The sequence below is a fragment of the Streptomyces sp. CA-294286 genome, assembly GCF_050947155.1.
In the GTDB taxonomy this organism is placed as follows: Bacteria; Actinomycetota; Actinomycetes; order Streptomycetales; family Streptomycetaceae; genus Streptomyces.
Map to the genome: position 1 here is coordinate 5,589,049 of NZ_CP192005.1, position 14,061 is coordinate 5,603,109.

Annotated in this window: 13 protein-coding genes; 6 read left to right on the forward strand and 7 right to left on the reverse strand. The window is 73.2% G+C overall.

Going from position 1 to position 14,061, the window contains the following annotated elements; genetic code table 11:
* Window positions 1-39: 39 nt before the first annotated feature.
* Window positions 40-447, reverse strand: a complete 408-nt coding sequence (locus ACQPZG_RS29400; protein ID WP_433548705.1) for a CoA-binding protein — start codon at window positions 445-447, stop codon at window positions 40-42.
* A gap of 82 nt (window positions 448-529) precedes the next feature.
* On the opposite strand from ACQPZG_RS29400, the gene ACQPZG_RS29405 reads away from it, so the two are divergent.
* The 3 genes from ACQPZG_RS29405 to ACQPZG_RS29415 all read left to right on the forward strand — a co-directional run bounded on the left by ACQPZG_RS29405 (window position 530) and on the right by ACQPZG_RS29415 (window position 5,422).
* The gene (locus tag ACQPZG_RS29405) at window positions 530-1,156 is read left to right on the forward strand and encodes a YigZ family protein (RefSeq protein WP_433548706.1); all 627 of its coding nucleotides are present in this window, start codon (window positions 530-532) and stop codon (window positions 1,154-1,156) included.
* A 97-nt stretch (window positions 1,157-1,253) separates the two neighbouring features.
* The gene (locus ACQPZG_RS29410) at window positions 1,254-2,420 is read left to right on the forward strand and encodes an exonuclease SbcCD subunit D (RefSeq protein ID WP_433548707.1); all 1,167 of its coding nucleotides are present in this window, start codon (window positions 1,254-1,256) and stop codon (window positions 2,418-2,420) included.
* Window positions 2,417-5,422, forward strand: coding sequence for an AAA family ATPase (locus ACQPZG_RS29415; RefSeq protein WP_433548708.1), 3,006 nt, complete (start codon window positions 2,417-2,419; stop codon window positions 5,420-5,422). Before ACQPZG_RS29410 ends, ACQPZG_RS29415 begins: the two co-directional genes overlap by 4 nt.
* Before the next feature lie 423 nt (window positions 5,423-5,845).
* Here ACQPZG_RS29415 and ACQPZG_RS29420 read toward each other — a convergent pair whose 3' ends face one another.
* Window positions 5,846-6,292, reverse strand: a complete 447-nt coding sequence (locus ACQPZG_RS29420) for an Lrp/AsnC family transcriptional regulator (RefSeq protein ID WP_433548709.1) — start codon at window positions 6,290-6,292, stop codon at window positions 5,846-5,848.
* Window positions 6,293-6,385: 93 nt separating this feature from the next.
* Between ACQPZG_RS29420 and ACQPZG_RS29425 the strand changes: the two genes are divergently transcribed.
* Together ACQPZG_RS29425 and ACQPZG_RS29430 are read left to right on the forward strand one after the other, a co-directional pair.
* Complete coding sequence (locus ACQPZG_RS29425) at window positions 6,386-6,883, forward strand: rhodanese-like domain-containing protein (RefSeq protein WP_433548710.1); 498 nt, start codon at window positions 6,386-6,388, stop codon at window positions 6,881-6,883.
* 85 nt (window positions 6,884-6,968) lie between these two features.
* The gene (locus tag ACQPZG_RS29430; RefSeq protein WP_433548711.1) at window positions 6,969-7,826 is read left to right on the forward strand and encodes an SDR family oxidoreductase; all 858 of its coding nucleotides are present in this window, start codon (window positions 6,969-6,971) and stop codon (window positions 7,824-7,826) included.
* 87 nt (window positions 7,827-7,913) lie between these two features.
* On the opposite strand, the gene ACQPZG_RS29435 is transcribed toward ACQPZG_RS29430, so the two are convergent.
* A complete protein-coding gene (locus ACQPZG_RS29435; protein WP_433548712.1) occupies window positions 7,914-9,596 on the reverse strand; it encodes a DUF885 domain-containing protein in 1,683 nt (560 codons plus the stop codon).
* 142 nt (window positions 9,597-9,738) lie between these two features.
* Entirely contained in the window at window positions 9,739-10,221 is a 483-nt protein-coding gene (locus tag ACQPZG_RS29440) for an Lrp/AsnC family transcriptional regulator (protein WP_433548713.1), read from the reverse strand.
* Window positions 10,222-10,281: 60 nt separating this feature from the next.
* On the opposite strand from ACQPZG_RS29440, the gene ACQPZG_RS29445 reads away from it, so the two are divergent.
* Window positions 10,282-11,694 (forward strand): trans-sulfuration enzyme family protein, encoded by a 1,413-nt coding sequence (locus ACQPZG_RS29445; RefSeq protein WP_433548714.1) that lies wholly within the window; start codon window positions 10,282-10,284, stop codon window positions 11,692-11,694.
* Here the strand turns inward: ACQPZG_RS29445 and ACQPZG_RS29450 are convergent.
* From ACQPZG_RS29450 to ACQPZG_RS29460, 3 genes are all read right to left on the reverse strand, one after another.
* A complete protein-coding gene (locus ACQPZG_RS29450; RefSeq protein ID WP_433548715.1) occupies window positions 11,576-13,045 on the reverse strand; it encodes a GNAT family N-acetyltransferase in 1,470 nt (489 codons plus the stop codon). The genes ACQPZG_RS29445 and ACQPZG_RS29450 overlap by 119 nt on opposite strands.
* Window positions 13,046-13,244: 199 nt before the next feature.
* Complete coding sequence (locus ACQPZG_RS29455; protein ID WP_433548716.1) at window positions 13,245-13,592, reverse strand: winged helix-turn-helix domain-containing protein; 348 nt, start codon at window positions 13,590-13,592, stop codon at window positions 13,245-13,247.
* Entirely contained in the window at window positions 13,589-14,008 is a 420-nt protein-coding gene (locus tag ACQPZG_RS29460; protein WP_433548717.1) for a hypothetical protein, read from the reverse strand. The genes ACQPZG_RS29455 and ACQPZG_RS29460 overlap by 4 nt, the downstream gene beginning before the upstream one ends.
* Window positions 14,009-14,061: the final 53 nt, after the last annotated feature.

Consider the following 14,061-nt stretch of genomic DNA (forward strand, 5'->3'; position numbering starts at 1 on the left):
GGCCCGGTCCCGTGTCATGACGGCCGAGGCCGCCGCCGCTCAGCCCAGCCGGGGGATCTCGATCGCCGGGCAGCGGTCCATCACCATCTCCAGGCCCGCCTCCCGCGTTCGTGCGTACGCCGCGGAGTCGATCACTCCGAGCTGGAACCAGACCGCCTTCGCGCCGACGGCGACGGCCTCGTCGGCGACCTGGCCCGCGAGGTCGCTGTTCACGAAGACGTCCACGACGTCCACCGGGAAGGGGATCTCCCCCAGAGAGGCGTACCCCCGCTCGCCGTGGACCGTCTCCGCCTTCGGGTGGACGGGAACGATCCGCTTGCCGAAGCGCTGGAGGACGGCCGCGACGCCGTACGCCGCCCGCGCCTGATTGGCGGAGAGGCCGACCACCGCCCAGGTGTCGCCGCTCTCGGTGAGGATCTTGCGAACGGTCGCGTGGTCGCCGTACATGCGGTGCCTCCCATAGGTGCGTGTCCTGGGGAGAACGTACCGGTGGGGAAAGGGATTCCCCCTTCCGCATAGGGTGGGTGGAATGGCAGAGCAGTACCGGACCGTCGCCCAGGCGGGCGTGCACGAGGCCGAGATCAACAGATCCCGTTTCCTCTGCGCCCTCGCGCCCGCCGCGACCGAGCAGCAGGCGCAGGACTTCGTCGCCCGCGTCCGCAAGGAACACCCGACCGCCTCCCACCACTGCTACGCGTACGTCGTCGGGGCAGACGCCGGAATCCAGAGGGCCAGTGACGACGGCGAACCCGGCGGCACCGCGGGAGCGCCGATGCTCCAGATGCTGATGCGCCGCGAGATGCGCTATGTGGTCGCCGTCGTGACCCGCTACTACGGCGGCGTCAAGCTCGGCGCGGGCGGCCTGATCAGAGCGTACGGAGGTGTGGTCGGCGAGGCCCTCGACGAACTGGGGACGATCACCCGGCAGCGGTTCCGGCTGGCGACCGTCACCGTGGACCACCAGCGGGCGGGAAAGCTGGAGAACGACCTTCGGGCTACGGGGCGGTCGGTGCGCGAGGTGTCGTACGGGGAGGCCGTGACCATCGGGATCGGGCTGCCCGACGCCGACGTGGCCGCGTTCCGCGGCTGGCTCGCGGATGCGACGGCGGGGACGGCCGCGTTCGAGCTCGGCGGAGAAGCGTACGGCGACGCCTGAGGAACCGCGTCGCGCAGGGGTGCGCGGGACCTGCGGGGGGAGCGGATTCCACCGTTGCCGCCCTGGTTGTCGGACCCTGCCTTTACTCTCGTGAACCATGAGGCTTCTGCACACGTCCGACTGGCACCTGGGCCGGTCCTTCCACCGCGTGGGACTGCTCGACGCCCAGGCCGCGTACCTCGACCACCTGGTGGCGACGGTCCGCGCGCACGAGGTGGACGCCGTGCTGGTCGCCGGAGACGTGTACGACCGGGCGGTTCCGCCGCTCGCCGCCGTGGAGCTCTTCGACCGGGCCCTGCACCGGCTCGCCGCGGAGCAGGTGCCCACGGTGATGATCTCGGGCAACCACGACTCGGCCCGTCGGCTGGGCGTCGGCGCGGGCCTCATCGAGCGCGCAGGGATCCACCTGCGCACCGACCCGGCGGGCTGCGCCACCCCCGTCGTGCTGTCCGACGCGCACGGCGAGGTCGCCTTCTACGGCCTGCCCTACCTGGAGCCCGCACTCGTACGGGACCTGCTCGGCGCGACCAGGGCGCGGCACGAACAGGTACTTGCCGCCGCCATGGACCAGGTCCGCGCCGACCTCGCCGCCCGGCCCGACGGCACCCGCTCCGTCGTCCTCGCGCACGCCTTCGTCGCCGGTGGCGAGCCCAGCGACAGCGAGCGCGACATCACGGTGGGAGGCGTCGCCGCCGTCCCCGCCGGGGTCTTCGCCGGCGTCGACTACGTCGCCCTCGGCCATCTGCACGGCGCGCAGACCGTCACCGAACGGGTCCGCTACTCCGGCTCGCCCCTCGCGTACTCCTTCTCCGAGGCCACCCACCGCAAGACGATGTGGCTGATCGACCTCGGTCCGGCCGGGGAGATCGCCGCCGAACGCCTCGACTGCCCCGTTCCCCGCCCGCTCGCCCGGCTCCGCGGCACGCTGGAGGAACTGCTCGACGACCCCGCGCTGGCCAGGCACGAGGATTCCTGGGTGGAGGCGACGCTCACCGACCCGGTGCGGCCCGACGACCCGATGGCGAGGCTCTGCGCGCGCTTCCCGCACACGGTCAGCCTGGTCTTCGCGCCCGAACGCACCCCCGAGAGCGAGCACCTCTCGTACGCCCAGCGACTCAAGGGGCGCGACGACCGGCAGATCGCGGAGGACTTCGTGGCGCACGTACGCGGCGGCAGCGGACCCGACGGCCGGGAACGGGCCGTGCTGCGGGGCGCGTTCGACGACGTGCGCGTCGACCAGGACGTGCGCGAGGTGGCCCGATGAGACTGCACTCCCTGCTCCTCACCGCCTTCGGGCCCTTCGGCGCGACCCAGAAGGTCGACTTCGACGCACTGTCCTCCGGCGGTCTGTTCCTGCTGCACGGGCCGACCGGTGCGGGCAAGACCTCCGTCCTGGACGCCGTCTGCTTCGCCCTGTACGGCTCGGTCCCGGGTGCCCGCGAGGGACGTGGTCTCACCCTGCGCAGCGACCACGCCCCGCCCGGGGTGCTCACGGAGGTCGTCCTCGAACTGACCGTCGGGGGAAGGCGGTTGGCGGTCACCCGGCGTCCCGCGCAGCTCCGTCCCAAGAAGGGCCGCCGCACCGGGTTCGTCACCGAGAAGGCGCAGAGCTGGCTCAGCGAGTACGACGCGCAGACGGGCCAGTGGCAGGCGCTGAGCCGCTCCCACCAGGAGATCGGCGAGGAGATCACCCAGCTCGTCGGGATGAACCGGGAACAGTTCTGCCAGGTCGTGCTGCTTCCGCAGGGGGACTTCGCCCGCTTCCTGCGCGCGGACGCCGAAGCCCGCGGCAAGCTCCTCGGCAAACTCTTCGACACCCGCCGCTTCGCCGCCGTGGAGGAGCGCCTGGCCGACCTGCGGCGCACCGCCGAACAGCAGGTAAAGGCGGGCGACGACAAGCTGCTCGCGCTCGCCGAACGGACCGCGGAGGCGGCCGGACCGGCCGCCTGTGACTGGCCACGCCCCGAGGAGCGGCCCGGCGACCCCGGACTGGCCGCCTCCGTGCTGACCTGGGCGGCCGTCGCCCGCAGCGGCGCGGCCGAGCGCCGCGACATCGCCGCCTGGGCGGTCGCCGCCGCCGAAAGCAGGCAGGCCGCCGCCCGCCGCGCCCTGGAGGAGCAACGCGAACTGGACCGGCTTCAGGAGCGGTACGCCGACACCCGCCGACGCGCCGACGCCCTGGACGCCCGCCGGGAGGAGTACGAACGGTGGCGCGCCCGGCAGGAGCGGGCCCGCGCCGCCGACCGGGTCGCCCCCGCACTGGCCGTGCGGCAGGCCGCCGACCGGGAGCACCGCGCCGCGACACGGGCGTACGAAGACTTCCGCGCCCAGCTGCCGCCCGCCCTCACGGACGCCGGAGCCGACCAGCTGGCCGAGCGGGAACGACGCATCCGGCAGGAACTGGGCGGCCTCGACGCCGCCCGCCGGGCCGAGCGCCGCAGCGCCGACATCGCCGCCGAACGCGCCGCCCTGGACCGCGAGGCCCGCGCCGACGACGAGCTGCGTCAGGACGCCGACGACTGGCTCGCCGAGTGGGACTCCGTACGGCAACAGCACCAGGAGCGCATCGAGGCCGCACAGGAGGCGGCCACCCGTGCCGGTCACCTGGAGTCGCAGCTGGAGCCGGCCCGCGCCCGGCTCGACGCGGCCCGCCGCCGCGACGGCCTCGCCGAGCAGGTCGACCTGGCGGCGCAGGAAGTGCAGAGGGCCAGGACAGCGGCGGGCGACGCCCGCGAACGCTGGCTCGACCTGCGCGAACGCCGGCTGAGCGGAATCGCCGCCGAACTGGCCGCCCAACTGGCCGACGGCGAGGCGTGCAAGGTCTGCGGCGCCACCGAACACCCCGCGCCCGCCCGTGCCGGAACCGGCCACGTCGACCGCACCGCCGAACAGGAGGCCGAGGCAGGGTACGGCCGAGCCGACGAGTCCAGGACCCGGGCGGAGAGCGCCCTGTCCCGGCTGAGGGAGAGCTTCGCCGCCGCACAGGCCGCAGCCGGCGACGCGAGCGTCACCGAACTCGCCGCACACGCCCACGAGGTGCAGCGCGACCATGCGACGGCGCACACACGGGCGGGTGACATGCACGCCGCGCGAGAAGCACTCGACCGGGCGGAGGGGGAGTACACCCGTCGGCTCGAAGCCCGCGAACAGGCAGAACGCCGCGGCGCCGCACGGACCTCGCACCGTGAGGCCCTCGACCGGGAGCTGGCCGCCCTCGCCCAGGAGCTGATGCGGGTGCGCGGCGAGGCGGGCAGCGTGGAGGAGCGCTTCGTACTGCTGCGCCACCGGGCCGAACTGCTCGCCGGGGCCGCGGAGACGGTACGGGCCTACGAGGCGACGGCGCAGCGGCTCAAGGAGGCCGACGGCGCACTCGCGGACGCCGCGTTCAAGGCCGGCTTCGCCACCCCCCAGGACGCCGCGGACGCCCTCCTGGACGACGTACGGCAGCGCGAGCTCCAGCACCGCATCGACGCCTGGCAGTCCGAACGGGCGGCCGTCGCCGAACGACTGAGGGAGACCGACGCCGCCGGAGCCGCCGACCGGCCGGCCGCCGACCCGCAGGAGGCGCGGGCCGCACTCGACGCCGCCGAACGCGCCCAGCGCGACGCCACCTCCGCGTACGACTCGGCCCGCGAACGCTGCGCGGCCCTGGCCCGCTTGGCCCGTCAGGCCGAGGCGGAGGCGCGCCGACTCGGCCCGCTGCGCGAGGAGTACGAACGGGTGGCCCGCCTCGCCGGACTCACCGCCGGTACCTCCGCCGACAACGAACGCAAGATGCGCCTGGAGTCCTACGTCCTCGCGGCCCGCCTCGAACAGGTCGCCGCTGCCGCGACGGCCCGTCTGCACCGCATGTCGGACGGCCGCTACACCCTCGTCCACTCCGACGAACGGACGGCCGGCAGCGGCACCCGCAGGGCCGGCCTCGGACTGCACGTCGTCGACTCCTGGACCGGACGCGAGCGCGACACCGCCACCCTGTCCGGAGGCGAGACCTTCTTCGCCTCGCTGGCGCTCGCGTTGGGCCTCGCGGACGTGGTCACCGACGAGGCGGGCGGGGTGCGCCTGGACACGCTCTTCATCGACGAAGGGTTCGGCAGCCTCGACGAGGCGACCCTGGACGAGGTCATCGACGTCCTGGACGCCCTGCGCGAACGCAACCGCAGCGTCGGCATCGTGAGCCACGTGGCCGACCTGCGGCAACGCATCGGCACCCGGCTGGAGGTCGTCAAGCAGCGCCACGGTTCGGCGGTGCGTCACCACCTTTGACGAAGGGGTGCCACCCTTTCGCCGGAAGCCGGAAGCCGGAAGCCGGAAGCCGGAAGCCGGAAGCCGGAAGCCGGAAGCCGGAAGCCGGAAGCCGTGGGGGCGCTCGGCTCGCTCGGTGCGCCCGGGGCCGCCGGTCGCGCCGGAGCGGGTGCCGCGGCGGTCGCCGGCCGTGCGCCCTCCTCCCGCGGCCCTTGCCGCGGCCGGGCGCGTTCCTGCGGCCCGGCAGCCAACGGCGGCTGCCGGCCTTCGCGCGAGGTGGACTGCTGCTCCCTCACGGGTGGGGCTCCGTCCGTCCGGGGAGCTCGGGCGATGCTGCCCGCGCGCTCATGTGCCCCGGGCCCGGCGCCCCGACCCGCACGCGTCCGTCGAAGCGGCGAACCGACGACCGGACGCGGTTCCCCGGCGATCAGGGATGGCCTGCCGTCAGGGGCTTATCGCGCGGCGCGGCAGCGGCGAGGAGTAGACGACGCTCGTCGTCACCGAACCGAGCGCGCCGATCCGGCCCGACACCTCTTCCAGGTGCTGCATGGAGCGCGCCGCGACCTTCAGCACGAAGCAGTCGTCGCCCGTGACGTGATGTGCCTCCAGCACTTCGGTGGTCGCGTCCAGGAGATCGTGGAACGGCTTGTAGTTGCCGTGCGGATAGCGGAGCCGGACGAACGCCAGGATCGGCATCCCGAGCCGCTCGGGCTCGACCACGGCCGCATACCCGGAGATCACGCCCGCCTCCTCCAGGCGGCGCACCCGCTCGGTCACGGCGCTCGGCGACATCGAGACGGTCCGCGCCAACTCGGCGAAACTGGCACGCCCTTCCCGTTGCAGCGCTTCGAGAATGCGCCAGTCCGTGGCGTCAGGCGAATATCCGGTCATGCGCACAGACAACAGGGGAATCCACGGCAGATCAAGAGATGCCCCGTGGCAATCCACTTCAGCCCTGGGCTCACCGCCCATAGATTCTCAGCCATGACCGACACCACGGCACACCGCACGGCTTCCGCTTCCCACCCCGTTCTCCGTGTCCCACCGGCGTCCCCCGCTGCCGCCGCCGCGTACTTCGGGGCGAGCCTCGCCTTCCACGCCGACGTCTCCGACGTCGCCGCCGCACTCGCCACGGGCGACGACCCCGGCTTCGTGCTCATCGACTCCCGGTCCACGGAGTCCTGGGACCAGGGGCACATCCCCGGCGCCCTCCACCTCCCCACCGCCTTGATCTCCGAGCAGGCCGGACGTCTGCTCGACAAGGACGTCCCCGTCGTCACCTACTGCTGGGGGCCCGGCTGCAACGGCGCCACCCGCGCGGCCCTCGCCCTCGCGCAACGCGGCCACCAGGTGAAGGAGATGCTCGGCGGCATCGAGTACTGGATCCGCGAGGGCTTCGAGGTCGAGACGCGGCGGGGCCGCGAGCAGCGCGCGGCGGACCCGCTGACGGCACCGGTCGGCGCGGACGACTGCGGCTGCTGAGACCCCGCCGGGACCGGTGCACGCCTCGCGCACCGGAGCGAAATTCCCCTGCGCGGGAGCGCCGCGCCTGCCAGGATGGCGCACCATGCCCAGATTTCCGCACCCCGCCCCCGAGAACCTGCGCCGCGATGCGCGGCCCCTCCTCGGCCGTACCGCACTGGTCACCGGCGCGAGCCGCCGCGACGGCATCGGATACGCGGTGGCCCGCCGCCTCGCCGCGTACGGTGCCGGTGTCTACCTCCACCACCACGTCCCGCACGACGCCGCCCAGCCGTGGGGCGCGGACCCGGAGGGCCCCGAAGGAGTGGCCGCGGGCGTCCGGGAAGCACGCACCGACCCGGCAGCCGTCGTCGCGCACGGCCCCGGCGACCTGACCGACCCGACGGCCCCCGCCGAACTCGTCGCCACCGCGATCGCAGCACTGGGGACCGGCCGCCTCGACATCCTCGTCGCCAACCACGCCCTGAGCGGTCACGACGGGGCCCTGGACCGCATCGACGTGGCGATGCTCGACGCCCACTGGGCGACCGACACCCGCTCGGTGATCCTTCTGGTCCAGGCGTACGCACGCCTGCGGGCCGCCCTTCCGGCTCGTCCGCCGGGCGGCCGGGTCCTGATGCTGACCTCGGGTCAGGACCTCGCGGGCGGCATGCCGGGGGAGATGGCGTACGCCCTGGCCAAGGGCGCCCTCGCCTCCGCGACCCGCACCCTGGCCACCTCCCTGGCCGACCTCGCGGTGACCGTCAACACCGTCAACCCGGGGCCGGTGGACACCGGTTACCTCGACGGCGAGGCGCACGACGCCGTCGCCGCGAGGTTCCCGTCCGGACGATGGGGAATGCCCGACGACCCGGCCCGGTTGCTCACCTGGCTCGCCACGGACGAGGCGCGGTGGGTGACGGGACAGGTCATCGACTCGGAAGGCGGCTTCCGCCGGGGCTGACGGCGGCGCGAGCCGCCGAGCAGGAGCAGGAGCCGGGCCCCGGCCGAAGCGCGTTCGGGCCGGGAACCCGGCGTCCCCTCGGTGCGATCAGAGCCGCGACAACTCGTCCACCAGGTCGTCCAGACCCAACGACCCCTGCGACAGCGCCGCCATGTGCCACGCCTTCAGGTCGAAGGACTCGCCGTGCGCCCTGCGCGCGTTGTCCCGGCCCAGCAGCCAGGCGCGTTCACCGAGCTTGTAGCCGATGGCCTGGCCCGGAATGGAGAGATAGCGGGTGATCTCGCTCTCCACGAAGTCCGCCGGACGCCCGCTGTACATGCCGAAGAACTCCTGGGCCAGCTCCACCGTCCACCGCTCGCCCGGATGGAACGGCGAATCCGCCGGGATCTCCAGCCCCAGGTGCATGCCGATGTCGACGATGACGCGCGTGGACCGCATCATCTGCGCGTCCAGGTAGCCGAGCCTGCGCTCGGCGTCCGGGAGGAAGCCCAGCTCGTCCATCAGGCGCTCGGCGTACAGCGCCCAGCCCTCGCAGTTGGCGCTGACCTGGCCCACCGACGCCTGGTAGCGGGAGAGCTGGTCGGCCACGTGCGTCCACTGGGCGAGCTGGAGGTGATGGCCGGGAACGCCCTCGTGGTACCAGGTCGTCACCAGGTCGTACACCGGAAAGCGGGTCTCGCCCATGGTGGGCAGCCAGGTGATGCCGGGACGGGAGAAGTCCTCGGAGGGCGCCGTGTAGTACGGGGCTGCCGCGCCGCCGGGCGGAGCGATGCGGGACTCCACCTTGCGCACCCTCTCGGCGAGTTCGAAGTGGGTGCCGTCCAGGGCGTCGACCGCCTCGTCCATCACGGACTGCAGCCAGTCGCGGACCTCTTCGACGCCCTCGATGTGGGTGCCGTGCTCATCGAGCCAGGCGAGGGCCTCCCACGGGGTGGCGGCGCCCGGCAGCACCTTCTGTGCCTCCTCCTTCATCTCGGCGAGCAGCCGGCGGTACTCGGACCAGCCGTAGGCGTACGCCTCGTCCAGGTCCAGGTCGGTGCCGTTGTAGGCGCGCGACCACAGCGCGTACCGCTCCCGGCCCACGGCGTCCGGCGCTCCCTCGACCGCGGGGGCGTACACGTCGCGCATCCAGTCGCGCAGCGCGGCGACCGCCGCGGTCGCCGCTCGGCCCGCCGCGTCCAGTTCCTCGCGCAGGGCCTCGGGGCCCGGGGCCACCAGCTCCTCGAACCAGCCCACCCCGTCACCCGCCCATTCGGTGAGCTGTTCGACGAAGGTCGCGGTCGGCCGGGGGCTCGCCGACAGGCCCTTCGCGAGGCCGAGTTCGAGCGACGCGCGGTAGCCCTCGAACGCCGAAGGGACGGCGCGCAGCCGCTCCGCCAGATCCGCCCAGTCCGCCTCGGTCTCGGTCGGGGACAGCGCGAAGACCTCGCGGACGCTGTGCGCGGGTCCGCTGAGGTTGCTCACGGTCCGCAGGTCCTCCTGCGCGGCGTGCACCGCGAGTTCCGCGGTCAGCCGCTCGCGCAGCAGCCGCCCGCACCGCCGTTCGGCGTCGCTGTCGGCGCCGGGCCGCTTCTCCGCTTCGGCCAGCGCGTCCAGTGTGCGGCGGGCCAGGTCGGCGACGGCCTGCCGGCCCTCGGGGGAGTAGTCGGGCAGCGCACGGGCGCTCTGCTTCACCCCCAAATAGGTTCCGAGGACGGGATCGAGGGCGATCAGGTCGTCGACGTACGCGTCGGCGACCTGGCGGGGCAAGGGCTTGCTGTTGTCTGACATGCGGACATCCTCGTACGGGAGGGGCCTTCGCGTCACTGGCGTTCTCGGGCGGAACCCTGATCGCGCGGCGCGGGCACGGCGGCACGGCGGCGGAGATCCGGTGCCGGACGGGCGGACGTCCGGGTCTGTTCAGCTTCCCCGTTCAGCTTCCCGGCCCCGGGGGTAGCAGCGGCCCGCAGTCCCACTGCTGGAAGATCAACCGGGTCTCCACCCGGGCGACCTCCCGCTGCGAGGTGAACTCGTCCAGTACGAGGCGCTGGAGGTCGGCGGTGTCCGCCACCGCCACCTGCACCAGGTAGTCGTCCGGGCCGGTGAGGTGGAACAGGGCCCGCGACTCCGGCAGCGCCCGGATCCGCTCCACGAACGGGCCGATCAGCTCACGCCGGTGCGGCCTCACCTGTACGGACAGCAGCGCTTCGAGCCCGCGCCCGAGCTTCGCCGGGTCCAGCCTCAACTGGTGTCCGAGGATCACCCCGGAGCGGCGCAGCCTGCCCACCCGGTCCAGGCAGGTGGAGGGCGCGATGCCGACCTCGGCGGCGAGCTCCCGGTACGTCGTCCGGGCGTCGTTCTGCAACAGCCGCAGAATGTGCAGGTCGACCGTGTCCAGCACGACAGAATCAGCCATCCGTCGAACGTAGCACGGGAGCCCTCCAGCTCACCCCGATGGATGTTCAGACTGCGCACTATGAGAGACGCTTCCGCGCCCACACCCCGGGCCCCCCGCTCGCAGGCCGCACCCCAGGCCCGCGCCCCGCAGTCCTCGCCCCGCACCCAGCACTCCGCGAGTACCGTCCCGCACGCCCTCGCCACCCGGGCCGTGCACGCCGGCCGTGAGGACCTCGCCGCACTGGGCGTGCACGCGGTGCCGCTCGACCTGTCGACCACGTACCCCTCGTACGACAGCCGGGCCGAGGCCGCCCGCATCGACGAGTTCGCCACCACCGGCGCCCGGCCGGACGGCCCGCCGGTGTACGCACGCCTCGACAATCCGACCACCGCCCGCTTCGAGGACGCCCTCGCCCGGCTCGAAGGAACCGAGAGCGCGGTCGCCTTCGCGAGCGGAATGGCGGCGCTGACCGCCGTTCTGCTCGTACGGTCCTCCCAGGGCCTGCGGCACGTGGTGGCGGTCCGGCCGCTGTACGGATGCAGCGACCACCTGCTGACGGGCGGGCTGCTGGGCACCGAGGTGACCTGGGTGGACCGCGGAGACCCGGCCGCCGTCGCCGAGGCGATACGCCCCGACACCGGCCTCGTCATGGTCGAGACGCCGGCCAATCCCACCCTCGCCGAGATCGACATCGCGGCCGTTGCGGAAGCCTGCGGACCTGTGCCGCTGCTCGTCGACAGCACCTTCGCCACGCCTGTGCTCCAGCGGCCCGCGGAGGACGGGGCGCGGCTGGTGCTGCACAGCGCGACCAAGTACCTGGGCGGTCACGGCGACGTGCTCGGCGGCGTCGTGGCCTGCGACGAGGAGTTCGCGGGACAGCTGCGCCAGGTGCGGTTCGCGACCGGTGGCGTACTGCATCCGCTGGCCGGATACCTGCTGCTGCGGGGCCTTTCCACGCTGCCGGTACGGATGCGGGCGGCTTCGGCCACCGCGGCCGAACTCGTCCGCCGCCTCGCGGCCGACCCGCGCGTGTCCCGTGTGCACTACCCCCGACTCGGCGGGGCGATGATCGCCTTCGAGGTGTACGGCGACCCGCACGCGGTGATCGCCGGCGTCCGGCTGATCACCCCGGCGGTCAGTCTCGGCAGCGTGGACACCCTCATCCAGCACCCGGCCTCCATCAGCCATCGGATCGTGGCCGAGGGGGACCGGCGGTCGGCGGGCGTCAGCGACCGGCTGCTGCGCATGTCGGTCGGCCTGGAGGACGTCGAGGACCTGTGGCGGGACCTGTGCGAGGCGCTCGCGGCGGCCGGAGAGGCCGCGGCCGCAGGTGTGGCCGCCGCGAACACGTCCGCAGGTGCGGCGGCCGCCGTCAGTTCCGGCCGGACCGGTGCTGACCGTGCGCCGTCGTCTGCTGTTCGTGCGGAAGCGACGGCCGTTCGTGCGGAAGCGACGGCACCTGCGCCCGTACCGGTGCCGGCTGCGCACTGAGTCGGGCCGTGACGACGAGCGTCCCCTCCTCCACCTGGTAGTCGAGGGGCAGCCCGAGCCCGCGCATCGCGGCGACCATCCCCGTGTTGGACGCCTGGGTGACGGCGTACACGCTGGCGCAGTCCGCCTCGACGGCCAGCGCCATCAGCCGGGACAACAGCTCGGAGCCGATGCCGCGCCGCTGCCAGTCGTCCTCCACGATCAGCGCCACTTCCGTCTCGTCGCCGTCCCACAACAGGTGGCCGAGGGCGACGAGACGGCCGGAGGCGGTCTGCACGGCGAGGGTGCGCCCATAGCGGGGGCTGAGAAGGTGCTTCAGGTAGCGGTCCGCGTCGCCGACCGGGCCGTGGTAGCGGAGGTTGAGGGTCCGCTCGGAGCAGCGCTCGTGCATGGCGAGCGCCGCCTCGATGTCGTCGGGGCCGGCCCGGCGGATCGTGATCGCGTTGCCCTCGGGCAGCGTCAGCACGTCCTGGCTGCGGGGGAGCCGGGGGCCGAGCCGGGCGTCCAGCTCCACGAGAGCCCGCGCCCGCGCGAACTCGGTCGGCGTGAACGGGAGATGGGGGCGGTCCACGGTGATCGCCCCGCCGGACGGGTCGCGCAGCCGCATCACCGTCCCCTCCAGAACGCCTTCCACGGGTGCGTCCTGCCCGGTCGGCCGTCCGGTGAGGGTGGTCGCGGGCAGTGAGTGGATGGTGCAGCGGCCGAGCAACTGCCGGAGCGCGAGCGGGAGTTCCGCCGCGTCGAGGGCGGTGCGGGTGGCCAGTCCGAGCACCCTGGTCGGCGTGTCCACCAGGTCGTGCGCGTCGGCCCGTTCCAGCCAGGTGTCCCGGGCGCCGACGTTCGCGATCTCCCGCGAGAGGTCCCGTGCCTGGAGGGCGGCGGGTGCACGGAGCAGGAACTCGTCCACCGTGCCGTCGCCCAGCGGGTGCGTCTGGAGGGTCAGGATGTCGACACGCAGTCCGGCGAGGACGGTGCACAGCGCGGCCAGCGACCCCGGCTCGTCCTTGACGGTCGTGCGCATCCGCCACAGCGAGGTCTCCCGGAGGTCGTCGTCCGCCAGGTCCGTGGCGGACGCCCCGGTATCCGCAGTGGAAGGCGGCGGGGGAGGCGCGTGGCTGTGCCTGCGTGCCCACCAGGTGTGGAAGCCGGCGGTGGCGGCCAGGGCCACCGCCGACACGACGAGCAGCACAGGTCCCTCCGGGCCGTGCACGATCATGTTCGCTACCGAGTCGGCGACCGCCACCGCCGTGAACAGGGCGGCGAGTTCGACGAGGTCGCGGCGCCAGTGGTGCCGGTGGTGGCGGGGGCGAGACGGCTTCTTCGCGGTGGCGAGGTCATTCGTGTGGGTCATGACCTCACTGTGGCTGACCGGTGTTGCGCGATCACGAACGGTTTGTGACTGACGGGTTAAGCGTGCTTCCGGTCGATTCGCTGCGATTTCCCGTACGCAGCAACTGTTGCCGGCCGTTGCCGACCGTCGTCAGCCGCTGGCGTCCCTTGCTTCCGACTGTTTGCGGGGTGCAGTGCGCGAGGCGGGCAGCGGGCCGGGTTCAGGTGCCCGCGATGGCCCGCAGGGCGTCCAGATGGCGTCGGTAGACGGCCCGGCCCTCCGGGGTGAGGGCCAGCCAGGTCCGGGGCCGGCGCTCGATGCGCCCCTTCTGCACGGAAACCCACCCCGCGTCCTCCAACGCGGCCACCTGTTTGGACAACACCGAGTCGGACACCTCCACCAGGTCCCGCACGAAACTGAACTCGGCCTTCTCCAGAGGAGCGAGTGCCGCCACGACCGACAGCCGCACCGGAGAGTTCAACAGAGGGGCAAGTGCGTGCCGGGGGTGCGAGCCGGGTGAGTCCACGGCCTTGAGGCCCTTGCCCGCCCCGGGTTCCCTGCCGGTCATGCCAGCCTCCGTATCTCGAACCAGGCCGCGACCGCGAAGGGAAGGGCGCAGGCCAGCGTCGCCACCACCGCGAAGGAAGGGCTGCCACGGAAGACCGTAGTGCCCAGGCCGGCGGTGAGGCCGAAGGCGGCTCCCCAGCTCCCGACCACCGCCCCGTGCAGAACCCCGAAACCCCGGCGGAGCGTGCGCTGACGCGCCATGTAGACGCTCAGTGCGGCGATGACCACGGTGTTGACCCCGACGGCCGAGGCCGTACCGACGAGGCCCTGCCCCAGGACGAGTGCCGGGGCCATCACGAGCTGGGCGGCGCCGTACAGCAGCAGAAACCGCACGTACCAGTTGCTGCCGCGCCAGGACGCGCTTTCGAGCTTCTCGGCCCGCCGCAACGCCGTTACGGCGTTGGCGTGTTCACTCATGTCTCCCCCTCGGAGCCTGCGGACAACTTCCCTCATTGCCAGCTTGGCATTTA